17 protein-coding genes and 1 pseudogene are annotated in these 18,562 nt (G+C 62.4%); 9 read left to right on the top strand and 9 right to left on the bottom strand.

What is annotated here, in order from left to right:
• Window positions 1-133: 133 nt before the first annotated feature.
• Window positions 134-1,162, top strand: coding sequence for an AraC family transcriptional regulator (locus tag A7Q26_RS09685; RefSeq protein ID WP_157102518.1), 1,029 nt, complete (start codon window positions 134-136; stop codon window positions 1,160-1,162).
• Between the two features lie 20 nt (window positions 1,163-1,182).
• Here the strand turns inward: A7Q26_RS09685 and aldA are convergent, their stop codons facing one another.
• The 3 genes from aldA to A7Q26_RS09670 all read right to left on the bottom strand — a co-directional run bounded on the left by aldA (window position 1,183) and on the right by A7Q26_RS09670 (window position 5,164).
• Window positions 1,183-2,610, bottom strand: coding sequence for an aldehyde dehydrogenase (gene aldA / locus A7Q26_RS09680; protein WP_066859179.1), 1,428 nt, complete (start codon window positions 2,608-2,610; stop codon window positions 1,183-1,185).
• A 17-nt stretch (window positions 2,611-2,627) separates the two neighbouring features.
• Window positions 2,628-3,842 (bottom strand): alpha-hydroxy acid oxidase, encoded by a 1,215-nt coding sequence (locus tag A7Q26_RS09675; protein WP_066859178.1) that lies wholly within the window; start codon window positions 3,840-3,842, stop codon window positions 2,628-2,630.
• A gap of 71 nt (window positions 3,843-3,913) precedes the next feature.
• Entirely contained in the window at window positions 3,914-5,164 is a 1,251-nt protein-coding gene (locus A7Q26_RS09670) for a cytochrome P450 (protein WP_066859177.1), read from the bottom strand.
• Between the two features lie 240 nt (window positions 5,165-5,404).
• On the opposite strand from A7Q26_RS09670, the gene A7Q26_RS09665 reads away from it, so the two are divergent.
• The 5 genes from A7Q26_RS09665 to A7Q26_RS09645 are packed head-to-tail and all read left to right on the top strand — an operon-like array spanning window position 5,405 to window position 9,111.
• The gene (locus A7Q26_RS09665; RefSeq protein ID WP_066859176.1) at window positions 5,405-6,124 is read left to right on the top strand and encodes an ester cyclase; all 720 of its coding nucleotides are present in this window, start codon (window positions 5,405-5,407) and stop codon (window positions 6,122-6,124) included.
• 14 nt (window positions 6,125-6,138) lie between these two features.
• Window positions 6,139-7,212 (top strand): aldo/keto reductase, encoded by a 1,074-nt coding sequence (locus A7Q26_RS09660; RefSeq protein WP_066859478.1) that lies wholly within the window; start codon window positions 6,139-6,141, stop codon window positions 7,210-7,212.
• A complete protein-coding gene (locus A7Q26_RS09655) occupies window positions 7,209-7,571 on the top strand; it encodes an EthD domain-containing protein (protein WP_066859175.1) in 363 nt (120 codons plus the stop codon). The genes A7Q26_RS09660 and A7Q26_RS09655 overlap by 4 nt, the downstream gene beginning before the upstream one ends.
• Window positions 7,572-7,594: 23 nt before the next feature.
• Complete coding sequence (locus tag A7Q26_RS09650; RefSeq protein WP_066859174.1) at window positions 7,595-8,794, top strand: MFS transporter; 1,200 nt, start codon at window positions 7,595-7,597, stop codon at window positions 8,792-8,794.
• Complete coding sequence (locus A7Q26_RS09645) at window positions 8,791-9,111, top strand: DMT family transporter (protein ID WP_066859173.1); 321 nt, start codon at window positions 8,791-8,793, stop codon at window positions 9,109-9,111. The genes A7Q26_RS09650 and A7Q26_RS09645 overlap by 4 nt, the downstream gene beginning before the upstream one ends.
• A gap of 6 nt (window positions 9,112-9,117) precedes the next feature.
• Here the strand turns inward: A7Q26_RS09645 and A7Q26_RS24560 are convergent.
• The 4 genes and pseudogenes from A7Q26_RS24560 to A7Q26_RS09625 all read right to left on the bottom strand — a co-directional run.
• A pseudogene (locus tag A7Q26_RS24560) lies at window positions 9,118-9,434 on the bottom strand (2Fe-2S iron-sulfur cluster-binding protein); the annotation flags it as partial.
• Complete coding sequence (locus tag A7Q26_RS09635; protein WP_066859171.1) at window positions 9,431-10,357, bottom strand: enoyl-CoA hydratase-related protein; 927 nt, start codon at window positions 10,355-10,357, stop codon at window positions 9,431-9,433. The gene A7Q26_RS09635 and the pseudogene A7Q26_RS24560, both read right to left, overlap by 4 nt.
• 15 nt (window positions 10,358-10,372) lie before the next feature.
• Complete coding sequence (locus A7Q26_RS09630; RefSeq protein WP_066859170.1) at window positions 10,373-11,578, bottom strand: acetyl-CoA C-acetyltransferase; 1,206 nt, start codon at window positions 11,576-11,578, stop codon at window positions 10,373-10,375.
• 13 nt (window positions 11,579-11,591) lie between these two features.
• Window positions 11,592-12,374 (bottom strand): SDR family NAD(P)-dependent oxidoreductase, encoded by a 783-nt coding sequence (locus A7Q26_RS09625; RefSeq protein ID WP_066859169.1) that lies wholly within the window; start codon window positions 12,372-12,374, stop codon window positions 11,592-11,594.
• A 138-nt stretch (window positions 12,375-12,512) separates the two neighbouring features.
• On the opposite strand from A7Q26_RS09625, the gene A7Q26_RS09620 reads away from it, so the two are divergent.
• The gene (locus A7Q26_RS09620) at window positions 12,513-13,568 is read left to right on the top strand and encodes an NAD(P)-dependent oxidoreductase (protein ID WP_066859168.1); all 1,056 of its coding nucleotides are present in this window, start codon (window positions 12,513-12,515) and stop codon (window positions 13,566-13,568) included.
• Between the two features lie 456 nt (window positions 13,569-14,024).
• On the opposite strand, the gene A7Q26_RS09615 is transcribed toward A7Q26_RS09620, so the two are convergent.
• Window positions 14,025-14,618, bottom strand: a complete 594-nt coding sequence (locus A7Q26_RS09615) for a PAS domain-containing protein (RefSeq protein ID WP_198162913.1) — start codon at window positions 14,616-14,618, stop codon at window positions 14,025-14,027.
• A 430-nt stretch (window positions 14,619-15,048) separates the two neighbouring features.
• On the opposite strand from A7Q26_RS09615, the gene A7Q26_RS09610 reads away from it, so the two are divergent.
• Window positions 15,049-16,320 carry an ammonium transporter gene (locus tag A7Q26_RS09610; protein WP_066859167.1) on the top strand — a complete coding sequence of 424 codons (1,272 nt, stop codon included), beginning with the start codon at window positions 15,049-15,051 and terminating at the stop codon, window positions 16,318-16,320.
• A 4-nt stretch (window positions 16,321-16,324) separates the two neighbouring features.
• Window positions 16,325-17,170, top strand: a complete 846-nt coding sequence (locus A7Q26_RS09605; RefSeq protein WP_066859166.1) for a glycosyltransferase — start codon at window positions 16,325-16,327, stop codon at window positions 17,168-17,170.
• On the opposite strand, the gene A7Q26_RS09600 is transcribed toward A7Q26_RS09605, so the two are convergent.
• A complete protein-coding gene (locus A7Q26_RS09600; RefSeq protein ID WP_066859165.1) occupies window positions 17,167-18,498 on the bottom strand; it encodes an MFS transporter in 1,332 nt (443 codons plus the stop codon). The two genes, A7Q26_RS09605 and A7Q26_RS09600, sit on opposite strands and share 4 nt — an antisense overlap.
• Window positions 18,499-18,562 lie beyond the last annotated feature (64 nt).

Below are 18,562 nucleotides of genomic sequence, written 5' to 3'. Positions count from 1 at the left end.
AACGCCATGTCACGGCAAAACGTGACAGCACGCCCGGTTTCGCCACGAAATGCGTTGACGGGAGCCTTCCAAAGCGCGACCCTCAACCCAGCAAAAAAGGACAATATGTCCCTGTCGCTTTTAGGAGAGTGACGTGACTGTAACGGGCATTGCACGGTCCGCATCGACGGGATGGGTACTGGCGATTATTCGCGCCATGCGAACCGAGGGGGTTGATACCGATGCCGTGCTGGCTGAAATCGGCATGGACCCGGCGCTGCTGGAGGGCGGCTTCAGCCGATATTCTCAGGCCGATGTCTGGAAATTGTGGCGCAAGGCCGTCGAGCTGACCGGCGACCCGGATTTCGGTTTCAAGGTCGCTGCCGAAGTGCGCCCGGCGACTTTCCATGTGGTCGGCTACTCGATGAGTTGCTCGTCAACCCTGTCGAAGGCGCTGCATCGTTTCGCCTATTATTGCCGCCTGATATCCGATTCCGCCACGGCGACGCTGACGGAAACGCAGGATCAGGTCATGCTTGAATTCCACTTCGACACGGGCGGCGATCCACCGATCTATCAGACGGTCGATACCGTGGTCGCCAGCGTCCTGTCCTACCTTCGCTGGATCATCAACGAGCGGCTGGTGCCGGTGGAGGTCCGCTTCGCCCATGAAAAGCCGGCAATGACCGCGAATTTCTCCAAATTCTTCGGCTGCCCAGTGCAGTTCGAGGATGCGCAAAACGGCATGGTCTTCCGCAAGCAGGATCTGGAACGCCGCATCCTGTCCTCTGACGAGGAACTGGCGTCCCTGCTGGACGGAGCGGCCAATCGCCATCTGGAACAGCGCATGGTCGGCCGCTTTGCGACGCGGGTCCGTGATCTGATGATCGCCCAATTGCCGGACGAGGTCCCGTCGAAGGTGGAAACGGCGCGGCGTCTGGGCATGACCGAACGGACTTTGCTGCGACGGCTGAAAAATGAGGGGACGACGTTCGCCGATGTATTGCGGCAGTTGCGCGAAGAACTGGCTTTCCAATATCTTCAGCGCGGCATGTGCCTCAGCGAGGTTGCCTATCAGCTGGGCTTTTCCGACAACGGCACCTTCTCTCGCGCATTCAAGCAATGGACGGGCCGTCGCCCCAGCACCGTTTTCAGCGAAGAGCCTGTGGCGAAGGCGGCCTAAACCGCCTTTCGCCGCGCGACTCAGGTCTGGATATAGGCGACCTGGGTGTGGGTATATTCGTATAGTCCGTGCTTGCCGTCCGTGCCGCCTATGCCCGACTTGCGCACCCCGGCATGGAAACCTTGAATCGCCTCGAAATGCTCGCGATTCACATAGGTTTCGCCAAAGCGCAGTTCCGAAATCGCCTTCATCGCCGATGACAGGCTGCGGGTGAAGATGGAGGAGGACAGACCATAATCGCTGGCATTGGCAAGGGCGATGCCTTCGTCCAGATCGCCAATCTCATTCACCACAATCACCGGCCCGAAAATCTCCCGATGCATGATGTCCATGTCAGGCGTCGTTCCGGAAAGCAGGGTGGGCCGATAATGACAGCCGGGGCCTTCGAGCGCGGATCCACCAGCCAGCACCTCCGCGCCAAGCGAACGGGCATTGTCGACCAGCGCTTCGATCCGCTGGACTGCGGCACGATTGATGACAGGACCCATTGCAACCTGCACCTCGCCCAGGGGATCGCCCTGGCTGATCGCCCCGATGGACGCGGCCAGCTTTTCCCGGAATTGCTGCGCCACGCCCTTCTGGACATAGACGCGCTCAGCACAATTGCAGGCCTGCCCCGTATTGATGGTCTTGGACATGGTCAGCGTCTGGACGGCAAGATCCACATCCGCATCGTCGAGCACGATCACAGGCGCTTTCCCGCCCAATTCCAGATTGACCTTGGTTATGTTGCGCGCCGCGCTGGCCATGATCGCGGAACCAGCGGCCGAGCTACCTGTGAAGCTGATCATCTGAACGGTCGGGTGCGACACCAACGCCGCCCCTGTCGTCTCACCACGTCCGCAAACAAGGTTGAATACGCCCGCCGGAAGGTCGGTTTCCGCAACCAGCCGCGCAAAGGCCGCCGCACCGAAAGGCGTTTCCTCCGACGGTTTGACGACGATCGTGTTGCCGGTGACGAGGGCAGGCGCGACCTTGCGTGCAACCATGAAGAAGGGGAAATTCCATGGCAGGATACCCGCCACCACCCCCATCGGCCGCCGGAACATCAGCATGGTCTCGCCCGGTCGGTCGCTGGAGATCACCTCCCCCTCGATCCGGCGGCCCCATTCGGCCATATAATCGAGATATTCGGCCGTCAGCGCGATCTCCAGCTCCGCAAGGGGCAGGACTTTGCCTTGCTCCAGAGCTGTGATCCGCGCCAGCTCCGGCAATTTCTCCCGGATTTTCGCAGCGATCGCCCGGAGGGCAAGTCCGCGTGTATGGGCGGGCAAGCGACCCCAATCCGCCTGAGCAGCATCGGCGGCGCGAAGAGCGGCATCGACCACACCCCTATCCGCATCGGGCGCGCGTCCGATCAGGGCACCCGTTGCGGGGTTGAGGACATCGATCACATTGTTGCCAGAGGTGAATTCGCCGCCGATGAAATTTTCGAAGCTTAGGTCCATGGTAGGTGCCGCCCTGGTCAGAGGATGTTTCGCAATGGGGTGGCGGAACGCCCGGAATCCTTGTCGGCAAGAAAGTCCGGCACATCAGTCGCCAATCGAATATGATTGCGGCCCAGATCGCTGAGGCTGGCGCAACCGAGCAGGCCTAGCGTGCGTTCGGTTTCGGCACGCAGCAGTTCCAGAACGCGCGCGACGCCAGCAGCACCAAAGGCGCTGAGCCCATAGAGATAGGGCCGCCCCGTCATGCAGGCGGTCGCCCCCATGGCAAGAGCCTTTACGATATGACTGCCGCGACGAATGCCACCGTCGAGGATGATCTCCAGTCGATCGCCCGTCGCATCGACAATATCCGCCAGCAGGTCGATCGTGGGCGCCGCGCTATCCAGCTGGCGCCCGCCATGATTGGACAGGATGACCGCTGTTGCGCCCGATGCGGCTGCCATGCGCGCATCGCGAACGGACTGGATGCCTTTGATCGCGAAAGGACCGCCCCAATATTGCGCGATGCGTTCCACCGCGCTCCAGGTGATGTTCCGTTCCATGCGCGCCGCAAAATAGGCCGACAGGGTCGAAAGATCGCCGCCGCCCTCCGCAGCGGCGACATTGGGCAGGCTGAACGCCGTACTGGTCAGATAATCGGCACACCAGCGCGGACGCAATGAGAAGGCCATCAGACTGGCGGGCGTCAGGCGCGGCGGCACGGTCAGGCCAGTCCGCAAATCCCTTTCGCGGTTGCCCGCAACGACCGTATCCACCGTCAGGCAGAGGGCATCGAAACCGGCCGCCTTGCAGCGATCGATCATCGCGAAATTCAGCTTCTCGTCATTCAGCAGATAAAGCTGAAAAATCTTCGCCCCGGCACTGGCCCGCCCGACATCCTCGATGCTGGATGTCGCCATGGTCGATAGCGCATAGCCCACGCCGCTTCGCGCAGCTTCCCGCGCAACGCCCAGCTCGCCGTCGCGATGGAACATGCGCGTCATGCCCGTGGGGGCAAGCAGAAGAGGCCATGTCAGATCGCGGCCCAACACCCTGCGCGACATATCGATCGACCGAATATCCTTCAAATAGTCGGGGACCAGATTATAACGATCGAACCCCTCGACATTGGCTCGCACGGTCCGTTCGTCATCCGCGCCACCCGCGATATAATGATAGAGCGGCGCAGGCAGGCGTTTCCGCGCGAGCCGTTCGAAGTCGGCGATATTATGGCAATTGCCGGTTCGAGCCATGCCCGTCAGGCCTCCCTGTAAGACGCCGCTTCAGGCGTCCTTGTTCTTTTCATCACTGCGTCTTGCGGACGTCACCGCACCTTGTAGCGCACCGGCAGGACATGGGGCCCGCGCGCGAAATAGGAATCCAGCCAATGGACCTCGTCCGAAACCGGCTCGATCAGCGAAAAGCGTGAGAAGACGACTTCCAGCGCCGACTTCGCCTCCATCCGGCTGAGATAATTGCCCAGACAGAAATGCGGCCCCTGTCCAAAGGACATCAGCGGCACCTCGATCTTGCGATCGATATCGAAGACTTCGGGATTGTCGAACTTGCTCTCGTCGCGGTTCGCCGAGGCCAATATGGGCATGATCGCCGATCCAGCCGGAATCTTTACACCGGCAATCTCCGTATCCACCGTCGTATGGCGGAAGATAATCTGGACCGGGGGATTGTAACGCAGCACCTCCTCCAGAGCCGCCGGGATCAGGCCGTGATCCGCCAGCACGCGGTCGAACACGTCGCGATGTCGGTTCAATTCGATCAGGGTGGTTCCCAGCAGGTTAGTCGTCGTCTCGACACCACCGATCAGCAGCAGGATCGCCATGGATAGCACCTGATTGCGTGACAGCTTCTGCCCGTCGACTTCGGTGGTGATGAAGGTGGAGATCAGGTCGTCGCCCAGATTCTGGACCCGGTCGTCGTAAAGTTCCTCGAAGAAGTCGCGCATCTTCCTGGCGCTCGCGGCGATATGGGCTAGCTTCTCTGGCCCATAGGCCGCCCGATTGGCCGCCGACAGCACGTCGTCGACCCAAACCTTGAACTCGGCCCGGCGATCGGTTGGCACACCCAATACCTCAGCCACGACCGTGACCGGGTAGAGCGCCGTGAACTCCCAGGCAAAATCAAACTCCCCTTCCGGGCCATGCTTGGCGATAATATCGTCTACCAGCAGATTGGCGATTTCATAGGTGCGATCGCGCAGGCCATTCACCTTGGACGGTACGAACGCCTTGTTGGCGATCCGCCGGAGCTGCATGTGGCCGGGCGGGTCCATCGATATCATCGGCGCCTCCTCCGGCACCGGATCATATTCGCCGAGCAGCGCAGGCCAAAACTTGCCGGAACTGAAAGTACGCCCGTCCTTCAGCAGCGCGTCGATATCGTCGTAGCGCGCAACGCCATAGGCCTGAAGGCCTGGAAGCCATTTGACCGGTTCATTTCGACGAAGCTCTACATAATAGGGATAGGGTTCATGCTTCACCTGCGGGTCCAGCGGGTCATATTCCAGCTTCCCGCTCGCGCCGCCGGCATTGGCTTCCATGATCGCCGTCATCGTCATCCCACTCCACATCCTCGCGCCGGTCGTTTAGGCGGCGCTGTTGTTGCAGCAAGACTGCGCTATTCCGGGGCGTGATCGAAGGGCGGATCGTGCCAGTCGGGAGCAGGATGTGCCAGATATGGCCCTGATGTCACGTTTCGCCCTCACCTGACCCAATCTGCTGTAGATTCCGGACGGGGCAACCGACACACTCCCATCAAGACCGAAAATGCAGAACGACAGCAGGAGAGGCCCGGAGCCATGCATATTCTATACGCGCCGTTGGTAAATGACGCCCATCTTTCGCCCGATCAGCAGGACGTGCTGCAAAGGCTGCGCAGCAGCACATCGATCACCGCCGACGCCCCCATCGCGCAGGGCGGCGGCGCCCGCGAACATAAGAGCTTCGAAGCGGCGCAGGATTGGGTGACGGCCTTTTTCGACAAGGGCGCCGAAGAGGTGCTGGGCTATTATGCCGACGATTTCGTCTGGGAAGACATTGAATTCATGCAGACGATCACGACCAAGGAGGATCTCTACAAGGCCTTCGTCGTGTTCAACAACAGCGGCCCCGACAGCCCCTTCGGCATCCACAAGTTCGAGGTTCTGACCTATGACGGCGGCCCCGCCGGCCGTTCGCGCGGGGTCCGCCGCACCGAAGGCACGCCGCCCGAATGGCAGGGCGAGCTGGAGGGCGACTATGCCCGTTTCGCGAACAACATCTATCTGGGCGCCGACCTGGACTATGATGAGTGGGGCTATATGCAGTGGGTCTGGAAAGCGACGCACAACAGCGACTTTTTCGGCATCCCCGCGGCAGGCAAGACCACGGTGACGCGCGGCACCACGACCCAGATGTACAAGAATGGCAAGATCGTCCGCTGCCGCACCCACTGGAATTTCCGCGAATTCGCCATGCAACTGGGCCTCATTCCGGCGCCCGATGAAGCATGGCGCAACAATCCGGGCCTGAACGCCTGATCGGACGGAACGCCATGCGCTATTCCCTGCTAGGCCGCAGCGGGCTTCGGGTCTCGAAGCTCGCCCTTGGCACCATGACCTTCGGGACGGCGGCTGATTGGTCGCGTCCCGAAGAGGAATGCCGCCCCGTTTTCGACGCTTATGTCGAGGCTGGCGGCAACTTCATCGACACCGCCAACATGTACACTGGCGGGGAAAGCGAAAAGATGATCGGGCGCTTCATCGCGTCCGATCGGGATCGTTTCGTGGTAGCGACCAAATATGCCAATGCCGTTCCCGGCGGCGGCGATCCCAATGCGGCGGGCGTGCATCGCAAGAGCATCGTCCGGTCGCTCGATGCCAGCCTGAAACGGCTGGGGACCGATTATATCGACCTGTACCTCGTCCACTGGTGGGACTTTACCACCCCGGTCGAAGAGGTGCAGCGGGCGCTGACCGATGCGATAGCGGCAGGGAAAATCCTGCACATCGGCCTTTCCGATGTTCCCGCGTGGGTCGTGTCGCGCGCGCAAACCTTTCACGACCTACGCGGGCTGGCGCCGATCAGTTGCATGCAGCTGGAATATAGTCTGGTGCAGCGTTCGATCGAGCGCGAACATATACCGCTCGCCATGACGCATGACATCGGCATCACCGCATGGTCACCGCTTGCTGGCGGCATATTGAGCGGTAAATATACGCGCCCCACCTCAACTGGTGACGACGCACCCAAGCGAATGGATTCCATGCAGTTGCAGCAACTCGACGCCCGCAATCGCGCGATCGCGATCGCAGTCGACGAAATCGCCGGGGAACTGGGCGTCAAGGCATCGCAGGTTGCGCTGGCCTGGATCATCGCGCGCGGCATCATTCCCATTGCAGGGGCTACGCGGGTGGAACAGATGCGGGAAAATCTGGCAGCGGTGACGCTGGATCTGCCGCAGGATGCCATAACACGGCTGAATGCGGCCAGCGCGTTCGACGCCGGGCATCCCTATTCCATGCTGAACTGGGACATGCCGATGGCGCTTGGCTATGGGGGCATGTTCGACCAGATCGATATTCCGCGCTTTCCTCCCCATGACTTCGGACCGCAGGATGATCGATGATGGCGGCGACCCTCATCGTCTTCATCAAACGTCGGGCAGGCATGGAGCCAGCTGCATTTTCGCAATATTGGCGTGGCGTCCATGCGCCGCTGCTGCTGGCCTGTGAGGATTTCAGCCGTCACATACTGCGCTACGAACAGTTCCACGGGAACGCCCAACTGGCGGCGCTGTCAGCGATGTTCGGCGCAGCCGGAGAATTTGACGGCGTCGCGGCGATCACCTTTGCCAGTTCAGAGGCGATGGAAAAGGCCTTCGCCGAACCGCGCTATCTGTCGAATGTAAGACCCGACGAACCCCGCTTCGTCGATCTCGACAATTGCCTTTCCTTCATTGCCCATCCAGAACTGATCAAGGGATAGATGTCGGTGTCGGAGAGGATCGCATGGGGGAAAGATTGGCGCATCGACAGGCCGATATGGTGCGATCGCCGCTTGTTGCCTTCATCTGTTTCCTCATCGCGATACTGGAGGGTTTCGACCTTCAGGTCGCGGGCATCGCCGCGCCCAATCTGAAGGCCGATTTTTCGCTCGATCCCGCCATATTGGGTTGGTTTTTCAGCGCCAGCACCATGGGCCTGCTGATCGGCGCTCTGGCGGGCGGGCGACTGTCCGACCGGCTGGGGCGGGAGAGGATATTGCTTTGGTCGGTCGTCGCATTCGGCACAGCCTCGATCCTCACCGGCCTGTCCCAAAACCCCGCCATGCTGATCGCAACGCGCATCGCCACCGGTCTCGGTCTGGGGGGCGCGCTACCCAATCTGCTGGCCTTTACATCGGACCATGCACCGCCGGGGCGGGAACGCCGTGCCGTGGCATGGCTCTATTGCGGCGTCCCGATCGGCGGGGCGGCGGTCAGCCTGATCGGCGCAGCGCTGGGGACCGACTGGCGAACGCCCTTCATCATCGGCGGCGCATTGCCGCTGCTGCTGGCAGCCATTCTATGGCGCGTCATGCCGCCCGCCAGCGCGCCGATGCAATTGAAGGACAAGCCGCAGGGCGTGGCCGACGCGCTTTTCGGTGGCGGACGAATGACATCGACGCTGCTGATCTGGACCAGCTTTTTCGCCACGTTGGTCATTCTCTATCTGGTGCTCAACTGGCTGCCCACGCTTCTGACCGCATTGGGGCTGGATCGTCGCACGACATTTCTGGCGCAGCTTGCCTTCAACGGGGGCGGCCTTGTCCTTTGCGCGATCACGGCGCCATTGCTCGATCTGCGGCGGGGGTGGCTCGTCGCACTCGGCGCCTTCACCACCATCCCCCTGCTTCTCTGGTATGCCCCTACCATCAACGAAGCTCAGACCGCGATCCTTTTCGCGTTCCTGTTGGGCGGCGCGATACTCCTCACCCAATCCTATCTCTACGCTCTCGCTCCGCGTCTCTATCCCGTCGCGTCCCGCGGAACGGGCGTGGGGGCTTCAGTGGCGGCAGGACGAATCGGTTCGATCGCCGGTCCGCTATTGGGCGCCACGCTGGTGTCCGCTGGCGGAGAGATGGGTACCGTGCTGCAAGCTATTATCCCTGTAGCTCTGGCGGCCGGGGTCGCAGCCATTCTGGTGTCGTTCCGGCAACTCCGATCATGACCGGCTGGCTCTGGCTTACACTCGCCATCATTGCCGAGGTCATCGCCACTTCAGCCCTCAATGCCAGCGCCGGCTTTACCCGCGTGGGCCCAAATATTCTGGCAGTCGCGGGCTATGTGCTGGCGTTCTACTGCCTGTCCGTAGCCTTGCGCACGGTGGCGCTAGGTCCAGCCTATGCGGTGTGGTCCGGTGCGGGGATCATGCTGCTAGCGCTTATCGGCTGGCTCGTCTTCAAACAGGCGCTGACCGCCCGGCAACTTGCCGGGCTGGTCCTGATCCTGACAGGCATCCTGTTGATGCGCGCTCCTGGTGCCTGAGAAACAGTCCTCAGACGCAATGACGATATTCAGCGCCTCACTGATGTCATCGACCATAAGCTGGCACGCGAGACGCGAATGTTCCGTGCGGTGATCGCTGCTGTCGAGAAGATCGTTCTCATCTTCGCTCATTGCCTCGAACCGACCGCCATTTTCAGGAGAGACACAGACGTGACAGGTCGCGCAGGAGCAGCATCCTCCGCAAAGGGGGCCAGCATCTCGTCCAGCCCGGCATTCCTGATCATCTCCATCAGATTCATGCCGGGCGTGACGGCGATTTCATGCACCTCACCATCGCGCAAGGTTATCGTGACTCCGCTCATCCTGCCGACAACTTCCTGCGATTCAAGAACGCCGCGACCTTTTCAGCGGCAGCATCTGTTCGCAATGTGTTGAAGAAATAGCGGCTCTCGATCCGCAACCCGGCGTCAATGGGAACCTGCGCACCTTCATAGAGTGCCTTCAATATATTCCCGTCCGCGTCATTACCGCATTCCGAGCCCCGCCGCGCAGCAATCGACGGGCCGAACACTGCGTAGCCGGTCGCCGTGTGCGGGCCGCCGCCCGGCAGCTTAAAGCCCTTCTCGTCCCATGGCGCGATGGATTGTCCACCCTCAGCTATCCATTGGCGTGCCCGATCGAAGGCTTGTTCACGGCTCGCTCTTGTATGGATGATCCCTAAAGCAAGCGCGTCGCCCACGTGGATCGGCTTGCCGTCGAGGACGTAGGGAAGCGAAGCATTCAAGCCCGCCAATCGCATAAGCCGCTGGGTGCCCCCGGCACCGGGCATCAGGCCCAGCGAAGCTTCCGGCAGGCCCAAGCGCAGCCCTTCCTCGTCCACCGCAATCCGGTAGTGGCAACCCAGGGCCAGTTCGAGGCCACCGCCGAGCGCTGCGCCAGCGATCACCGCGACGAGAGGCTTTCCTACCGTCTCAAGGTCACGAATGCGGTTGCTGAAATGGCTGGCCTGCATAAGCGCAGTCCGTAATTCCTCTTGCGTGTTCGCTGCCCTCCACCGCTCGATATCGGCTTGCAGCTCATGCAAGTGCGCGCCCGCGCAAAAGTTACCGTCCTTGCCAGAGTGTAGAATGGCGCCGACGATCCGTTCATCCCGACGAATGGTGTCGGCCAGCACGCCCAGATCATGCTGCACGGCATGGCTGATCGTGTTCATCGACCGGCCGGGCATGTCGAAGGTGACGATGGCGATACCGTCTGCACCGACATCCAGGGTGAAATTTTCCATGTCTCTTGCCTCCCCTCAGACGCGTTCGATGACGGTGGCGGTGCCCATTCCCGCCCCGACGCAGAGGTTGATCAGCGCCGTCGCCTTGCCCGACCGCTCCAGCTCATCCACCATCGTTCCCAATATCATGCCCCCAGTCGCGCCCAGCGGATGCCCCATGGCGATCGACCCGCCATTGACGTTGATCTTCGCCGGATCGATCTCCAGCGCCTGAATGTAGCGCAGGACCACCGCTGCAAAGGCTTCGTTCAATTCATACAGGTCAATGTCATCGCGCTGCATGCCCAGACGATCGAGCAGCTTGCGCGTCACGAACTCCGGGCCGGTCAGCATGATCGTCGGATCAGACCCGATCGAAGCCGTCCCAAGGATTTTCGCCCGTGGCTTCAGCCCCGCCGCTTCGCCCGCTTCCTTTGACCCGATCAGCACCGCCGACGCGCCGTCGACGATACCGGACGAATTGCCGCCATGATGGACATGGCTGATCGGCCCCATATCGGGATAGCGCGCCTGCGCCACCGCGTCATAGCCCGATTCCCCCATCTTCACGAAGGCGGGCTTCAGCCTGGCGAGCGAGTCCATATCCGTCTGCGGGCGCATATGTTCGTCATGGTCGAGGATGACGATCCCCGCCTGATCGAGCACCGGCACGATCGACCGGGCAAAGCGGCCCTCCTGCCATGCCAGCGCCGCGCGCCGCTGGCTTTCGACGGCGTAGGCATCGACATCCTCCCGCCCGAAACCATGGATGGTGGCGATCATGTCCGCGCCGATGCCCTGCGGCGCATAATAATGGTCGAAGGCAAAGACCGGATCGACCATCATCGCGCCGCCATCGGCCGCCAGCGCCACCCGCGACATGGATTCCACGCCGCCCGCGATCGCAAAGCGCGCTTCACCCAGCGCGACCTTTGCCGCCGCCATGTTGCACGCCTCCAGCCCCGATGCGCAGAAGCGGTTGACCTGCACACCGGGCACGCGCTGGTCGTATCCCGCGACAAGGGCGGCGATACGGGCGATGTCGCTGCCCTGTTCGCCGACCGGCATGACGCAGCCCAGAATGACATCATCGACCAGCGCCGTATCCAAGCCATTGCGGTCCCGGATCGCCTGCAACATCTGGGCCGCTAGCGACAGCGCGGTGATCTCATGAAGAGAACCGTCGGGCCGTCCCTTGCCGCGGGGCGTGCGGACGGCATCGTAAATATAGACGTCGGACATGATCGTTCCCTGTTCAGCGAGGAGCGAGACGGATCGCGCCGTCGAGACGGACGGACTCGCCGTTCAGATAGCTGTTGCCGATCATGTGCAGCGCCAGCGCCGCATATTCCTCCGGCGCGCCAAGACGCTTGGGGAAGGGCACCGAAGCCCCCAGGGCGACCTGCACATTTTCCGGCAGGCCGCGCATCATCGGGGTCAGGAAAAGGCCGGGCAGGATGGTGTTGATGCGAATGCCCTCCCCCATCAGATCGCGCGCGATCGGCAACGTCATGCCCAGCACGCCAGCTTTGGACGCCGAATAAGCCGCCTGCCCCATCTGGCCATCCTGCGCCGCGACGCTGGCAGTGCAGATGATCGCTCCCCGCTCGCCATCGGCCAGCGGGTCCAGATCGAGCATCCCCTGCGTGGCAGCGGCGATGCAGCGGAACGTGCCCATCAGGTTGATCTGCACGACCCGTTCGAAATCCTTCATCGGGAAGCGCGCCGTGCTGCCGTCCGCCTTGTTGCGCGACGCAGTCTTGATGCCGTTCGCTATGCCCGCGCAGTTGACGAGGATGCGTTCCTGCCCATGGGCGGCGCGGGCCTTGGCAAAGCCTGCATCGACCTGCTCGTCGGACGTCACGTCGACCTTGCAGAACAGGCCGCCGATGTCCTTGGCTACCGCCTCGCCAACCGTCTCATTCATGTCGAAGATCGCGACCCGCGCACCGGCCGAGGCCAATGCCCTGGCCGTCGCTTCACCCAGCCCCGAAGCACCGCCGGTCACCACTGCCGCGCCCTGTCCGTCTATCAACATCCTCACCGTCCCATTCTGACCGATATGTTGGCGCGATGCTTGGCACGGCCGCCACGGCAAGCGAACGGCGATGAGTGACAGGATATGACTCTTGAGGACAAATTCGGGACAGCGCAATTTGTCACCTCGCGCTGATTAATGGCACCCACGGTCATCGACTATTTCGGGTCGATCCCGAACATGGTCGCAAGCAGATATGGGGACGCATTAATCATGCACAATATTCTTTTCGTTGGCCCCGGAAGTGCTAAACCGTTTCTTGAGCAACTGGCGGGTGCGATCCCGGATCAGGCAGCGCATGTCCGAAGCCTTTACGATATCGGATCACCTTCCGAATGTGCGGGCTGGGAAGCCGTGGACATTCTGGTCGCCTTTGCCGTTCCCTGCACCGCTCAGGACATGGCGCGCGCGCCACGATTGAAGGCTGTCGTCATTCCGTCGCTCGGATTTGAGGGCGTCGATGTCGCGGAAGCGACGGCACGGGGCATCAGCGTGGCCAATGGGCATGTAACGGAAAATTTTGAAAGCGTCGCAGAGGCGGCCTTTCTTTTCATGCTGATGTCGCTCTACCAGATCCGGGCGGTCGAGGATCGGTTACGACAGGGCGTGGCGCGCGCCGGTCCGCCCACGGCCAGGATGCTGAAGGGCAAGACGATCGGCATCATAGGTTTCGGCAACATCGCGCGTGCGCTGGTCCAGCGCCTCGCGGGATGGGGCGCCGATATCCTACTGTGCACCCGTACCGCCAACGCGACGAATCAGCAAAATATCAACCATTGCGATCTGGCCACCCTGCTTCAGCGCAGCGATATCGTTCTGCCGCTCCTGCCGCTGACGAGCGACACGCATTACATGCTTTCCAAAGCGCAATTCATGGCAATGAAGAAGGGGGCGATCCTCATCAACCTGTCGCGGGGCGCGGTGATCGACGAAGCCGCGCTCTCTGATCCGGAGGTGGTGGCGCATCTGGGAGGCATCGCACTGGACGTCTTCGAATTCGAACCCTTGCCAATGGCCAGTCCGCTGCGCGATCACCCCAAGGCGATCCTGACCGGTCACGAGATCTCCCATACCCAGGAAAATCTACAGGCTTTGTTCCGAACGGCGAAGGCGAACATTTTTGCCGCGATCGACGGTCGGGCCATGCCGACCCGGCTCAATTCCGATGCTGGTGACTCGAGCGCGCTGCATTGAATGAGATGCAGGACGCGCGTTCAAGGCTCAGAACTCGCTGATCACAGCCAGAAGAGAGGGGGGCGCCGTCCGCAAGGGCGGAGAAGAAGACGGTCCCACTCCGATCGTAGCGGATTGCGACGCGGACGTCAGTCGTAGAGGCGGCCGAGCATAATCTCGATGCGGTTGCGATGCTTGTATCGGTGCGCCTCGTATTGGACGGGCATGGAGCGGGATTTGCGGTCTGGAACGCAAGGTTGATGATCTTCTTTTCAACGGCGTCCCTGAACCATTCGGCGTCATAGCACCGATTGGCCAGCCTCCACTGTGCCTTGCCAGACTTGTGCACCGGGTTGTAGAACATCTCGATGTAATCTAGGGGCTACTCATTCAATGCCCAAGCAATCAGTTCAGGGTAGCAACGGCACAGGGGTTGCAAGACAGCAAAATGCCCGCCAATTCGTCCGGCGCAGGCCGTCAATAGCCGGCCTCAACCGCCAGTCGAATGGCGTCCGCCGGCGTCGATACGTCCAATGCCTTGAGCAAGGCGGCCTTGTGCATTTTCACGGTGCGCTCCGACAGGTTCAGCGCATGGGCGATCTGCTTATTCAGTTGCCCCGCCGCCATCTGGATCAGAACCTCGCGCTGACGTCTCGTCAGCGCGGAGACACGCATATACGCATCCGACCGCCTGGCAGCGTCGGATGCGTCACCGACCGTTTCCCTGATCTCCATGAGAGACCCGAGATAATATAGTAATGTTCCGGTTTCGTCGAAAATCGGCGCCACCAGCACGGCATTCCGAAACGGCGTACCGTCCTTCTTGTAATTGAGGATTTCGACCAGGATGGGGCGGCGGTTGCGGATCGCCGTCCGCAGGCTTTCGGTCAGCCAAGGTTCTGTCCCGGTCCCGGTCAAGAACCGGCAATTGCGCCCCACCACTTCGTCAGATGCATAGCCCGTCAGCGCTTCGAACGCGGCATTGCAGGCCACGATCGGAACATCAGCCTGTCGCGGATCACAGATCAGGGCCGCTATCGGACTTGTGGCGATCAGGTCCGACAAGGACATATTGAACTCAGCTGCAAACCGATCATTACCGCACCATAGGTCATGTTGCGCTGGCCGTACAACGCAAGTGAGGCGATTGCGAACCATATCGTTGGCTCGACCATTGCCCGGCCGATTTTCTCTCAACATCCTGCGGCGTGCCGCAATTTCGGAACACCGCCCGACCGTGCCCAACGACCGGCTACGACGAGACCGACGGACCAGCTTTGACCCAGGGAGAAACTTGTGAAAGGCGGGCATCGCGGCCCCGGCTACAACGAAATAGACAGTTGCGCGAAAGTGGCAACTTTCGTGAATTGAACGCATCATATATGCTATTTCGTGACTGAATATCACCAAATGGCTTGAGGTGGGGCCGGCGGCATCCTTATCAAATTCTTCACCCTGATGCGGCTAGAAGCGGACGCCTCTCGACCCGACGGACCATTTGATGCGCCCTTATGCCGCCCTCTCCCTGATTTTCCTGCTGGTGGCGCCGGACGCGGCGCGCGCGCAGGTCGCTGTGGCCGACAGCGGGGATACGGCCTGGATGATGCTCTGTGCGCTGCTAATGTTCGCGGCTGCGCTGCCCGGCCTGATGCTGCGTCACGCCGGACAAGTGAATGTCCGCAACGCCCTGTCCGTCATGGCGCAGGGCGCCGGGGTGGCGGCCGTCGCCTCGATCGGCTGGGCGATTGCCGGCTACAGCCTGGTCTATGCGCCGGGCAGCGAATGGCTGGGCGGCGGAGGCAATCTCCTCCTCGCCAATCTGGGCCAGTTGCGCGACGGTCTGACGGTGCCGGAATCGGCCTTCGTCCTGTTCCAGCTGGCCGCGGCGTTGGTCGCCGCCTGCCTGCTGGTCGGCGGGGTGGCGGAGCGGACGCGGATCGGCTGGTTCTTGCCCTTCACGCTGCTGTGGCTGTTGCTGGTCTATGTGCCGGTCGCCCATGCAGTCTGGGCCGGCGGCTGGCTGGCGGGGCTGGGCGTCATGGATTTCGCTGGCGGGCTGGTCGTCCATATGGTCGCCGGCTTTTCCGTGCTGGCGCTTGCCCTGATCGTCGGCCCGCGGCGGGAGCCGTCCGGCGGAGGCCATAGCATGGTGCTGAGCATGGCGGGTAGCGCGCTGGTCTGGATCGGCCTGTCTGGACTTGTCGGCGGATGGGCGCTGGGCGCGACCGACGACGCCGCGACCGCCCTGCTCAACCATCATCTCGCCGCCTGCGCGGCGGCGCTGACCTGGGCCTTGCTGGACCAGCTGCTGTCGGCGCGCAGCAGCGCGAGCGGCATCCTGTCCGGCGCGCTGGCGGGCATCGCCGCCATTGCCGCCTCCGCCGCGCTGGTCGGGACCGGCGGCGCGATGCTGATCGGCGTGATCGCGGCGCTGGCCAGCCGGATCGCCGCAGCCATTGTCGGCCGCAGGGTCGATGACGGCGCAGGCATCTTCCTGATCCACGGGGTGGGCGGCGCTACCGGCGCCCTGCTGTTGCCGGTCTTCGCCCTGCCCCTGTTCGGCGGCGTCGGCTTCGACGCCGATGTCCATTTCAGCAGCGCGCTGATCTATCAGGCGATCGGTGTCCTGATCGTGGCGCTGTGGGCGATGGTGGGGAGCGCGATCGCGGCGCTGATCGTGTCGATCATCATCCCGATGCGGGTCGATGCACCGATGGAAGCCGCCGGGCTCGATGCGGCCCAGCACGGCCAGCAAGGCTGGGACTTTCGTTGATCCGATGACCGTCACGGTCGCCATCTTCGCCCATCAGGAGGAGCGCCGGATCGCCGGCTGCCTCGCCTCGCTGCCACTGGACCGGCCAGGCACGCTGTTTCATGTTCTGGTGAACGGCACTACAGACGCCACGGTCGAGCGGGCCAGGGCTGCGGCGGGCGGACGCACGAACGTGATCGTCCATGACATCGCGCAGGGCGGCAAGTCACGCACCTGGAATCATTGCGTCCACGACCTGCTGACCGGGGATGATGACGCGGTGATCTTCATGGACGGTGACGCCGAGATTGCAGCGGGTTCGATCGACGCGCTGGTAGCCGACCTGGCCGCCCATCCAGCCGCCAATGCCGCCGCCGGAATGCCGATGAACGGGCGGATGGTGGAGGCCTATCGCGCGGGGCTGCGCGCCGAGGGCGGCCTGTTCGGCGATCTTTATGCGCTGTCGGGCCGTTTCGTCACGGCGATCCGCGCGCGCGCGCTGCGGCTGCCCGATGACCTGATCGGCGATGACGGGATGATCGCGGCATGGGCGCATACCGACCTCAGGGATGACAGCCATTGGGAGCATGACCGGGTGCTGGCCTGCGATGGGGCGGGATTTCTGGCGGAGCAGGTGAGGTTCGCCCGCCCATCGACCTGGGCGATGCAGTATAAGCGGCTCATCAATTATTCGGTCCGCTTCTTCCAGAACCGGATCGTGTCGGACATCATGACGCGCGAGGGGCCGGTCGGCCTCCCCGCGCGTCTGGATAGTCTCTATGCGGACTGGCTGCCCCGCTTCCGCCCGCGCCCCGGCCTGACCGGATGGTTCGACCGCAAGGCGCTCGAGCGGATGCGGGCCGCCGCTTAACGGTCGCGGCCGGCCAGCTCCTTGTTGACGTAGAGCGCGACCATCGTCGCCACCGCGCCAGACAGAAGATAGATGCCCGAGGCGGCCAGGCCGAACTTCACCGACAGCAGCAGCGCCACCAGCGGGGCGAAGCCTGCGCCGACCAGCCAGGCAAGATCGGAGGTGAGCGCCGATCCGGTGTAGCGCGCCTCCGTGGCGAAGTTGGACGCCACCACGCCCGACGACTGACCGAAAGCGAGGCCAAGCAGCATGAAGCCGAGGATCATGAAGGCGACCTCGCCCAGTTCCCCACCGTTGAGCAGCAACGGCGCCATGACGCTGAAGATCGCGATGCCGAGCGCCGACCATGCGAGGAGCGAACGGCGGCCGATCTGGTCCGCGATGAAGCCAGACACGACGATGGCGAGCAGGCCGACCGACGCCCCGATCATTTCGATGATGAGGAAGCGTTCGAGCGGCTGGTCGGTGTAAAGCGCGACCCAGCTGAGCGGGAACACCGTCACCATGTGGAACAGCGCGAAGCTGGCCAGCGGGGCGAAGGCGCCGATGATGATGTTGCGTCCTTCCGCCTTCACCGTGGGCAGGACGGGCGAGGGTTGCAGATCCCGCTGCTCGAACAGCCGTTCGAATTCATGCGTGACCACGATCCGCAGACGGGCGAAGAGCGCCACGACGTTGATCGCAAAGGCGACGAAGAAGGGATAGCGCCAGCCCCAGTCGAGAAAGTCCGCCTCCGTCATGTTGAGCAGGAAGAAGGCAAACAGTCCGCTCGCCACCAGCAGCGCCAGCGGCGCGCCGAGTTGCGGCACCATCGCGTACCAGCCGCGCTGATGCTGCGGCGCGTTGAGCGAAAGGAGCGATGCGAGGCCGTCCCAAGTGCCGCCGAGCGCGATCCCCTGCGCGGCGCGCAGGATGAGCAGCACCACGGCCGCATAATGGCCGATCGTCGCATAGCCGGGCATGAAGGCGATCGAGGCGGTCGATCCGCCCAGCAGGAACAGGGCGATCGTCAATTTGGTGCCACGGCCGTAGCGTCGGTCGATGGCCATGAAGATCAGCGAGCCGATCGGTCGGGTGATGAACGCCACCGCGAAGATGGCGAAGGAATAAAGGGTGCCGGTCAGCGCATCCACATAGGGAAAGACCAAACTGGGAAACACGATCACCGAAGCGATGGCGTAGACGAAGAAATCGAAAAATTCGGAGGTGCGACCGATAATCACCCCGATCGAGATATCCCCCGGCGCAATCGAATGGTCGCGCGCGTTGATCTTCCGCGCGTCATCCTCAAGTTGCGTGGAGGTGAAGGCAATGGCCCCAGAACTCATAAGCATCCGCTCCCTAGCTGGGCCGGCGGCGCCTGTTTCAAGTCTTCCGACGGCCAGAGAATGG

This window comes from Sphingobium sp. TCM1 (genome assembly GCF_001650725.1).
Classification (GTDB): domain Bacteria; phylum Pseudomonadota; class Alphaproteobacteria; order Sphingomonadales; family Sphingomonadaceae; genus Sphingobium.
The sequence above is the reverse complement of the archived record's forward strand: the minus strand, read 5'-3'. Positions and strand labels throughout refer to the sequence as shown.

Excerpts from the sequence above, each read along its gene's own strand:
- A7Q26_RS09675 (WP_066859178.1), bottom strand. The coding sequence starts at position 3,842 with ATGGCTCGAACCGGCAATTGCCATAATATCGCCGACTTCGAACGGCTC.
- A7Q26_RS09605 (WP_066859166.1), top strand. The coding sequence starts at position 16,325 with ATGACCGTCACGGTCGCCATCTTCGCCCATCAGGAGGAGCGCCGGATC.
- A7Q26_RS09610 (WP_066859167.1), top strand. The coding sequence starts at position 15,049 with ATGCGCCCTTATGCCGCCCTCTCCCTGATTTTCCTGCTGGTGGCGCCG.
- A7Q26_RS09600 (WP_066859165.1), bottom strand. The coding sequence starts at position 18,498 with ATGAGTTCTGGGGCCATTGCCTTCACCTCCACGCAACTTGAGGATGAC.
- A7Q26_RS09635 (WP_066859171.1), bottom strand. The coding sequence starts at position 10,357 with ATGGAAAATTTCACCCTGGATGTCGGTGCAGACGGTATCGCCATCGTC.
- aldA (WP_066859179.1), bottom strand. The coding sequence starts at position 2,610 with ATGGACCTAAGCTTCGAAAATTTCATCGGCGGCGAATTCACCTCTGGC.
- A7Q26_RS09665 (WP_066859176.1), top strand. The coding sequence starts at position 5,405 with ATGCATATTCTATACGCGCCGTTGGTAAATGACGCCCATCTTTCGCCC.
- A7Q26_RS09620 (WP_066859168.1), top strand. The coding sequence starts at position 12,513 with ATGGCACCCACGGTCATCGACTATTTCGGGTCGATCCCGAACATGGTC.
- A7Q26_RS09630 (WP_066859170.1), bottom strand. The coding sequence starts at position 11,578 with ATGTCCGACGTCTATATTTACGATGCCGTCCGCACGCCCCGCGGCAAG.
- A7Q26_RS09660 (WP_066859478.1), top strand. The coding sequence starts at position 6,139 with ATGCGCTATTCCCTGCTAGGCCGCAGCGGGCTTCGGGTCTCGAAGCTC.
- A7Q26_RS09670 (WP_066859177.1), bottom strand. The coding sequence starts at position 5,164 with ATGACGATGACGGCGATCATGGAAGCCAATGCCGGCGGCGCGAGCGGG.
- A7Q26_RS09615 (WP_198162913.1), bottom strand. The coding sequence starts at position 14,618 with ATGTCCTTGTCGGACCTGATCGCCACAAGTCCGATAGCGGCCCTGATC.
- A7Q26_RS09645 (WP_066859173.1), top strand. The coding sequence starts at position 8,791 with ATGACCGGCTGGCTCTGGCTTACACTCGCCATCATTGCCGAGGTCATC.
- A7Q26_RS09650 (WP_066859174.1), top strand. The coding sequence starts at position 7,595 with ATGGGGGAAAGATTGGCGCATCGACAGGCCGATATGGTGCGATCGCCG.
- A7Q26_RS09655 (WP_066859175.1), top strand. The coding sequence starts at position 7,209 with ATGATGGCGGCGACCCTCATCGTCTTCATCAAACGTCGGGCAGGCATG.
- A7Q26_RS09625 (WP_066859169.1), bottom strand. The coding sequence starts at position 12,374 with ATGTTGATAGACGGACAGGGCGCGGCAGTGGTGACCGGCGGTGCTTCG.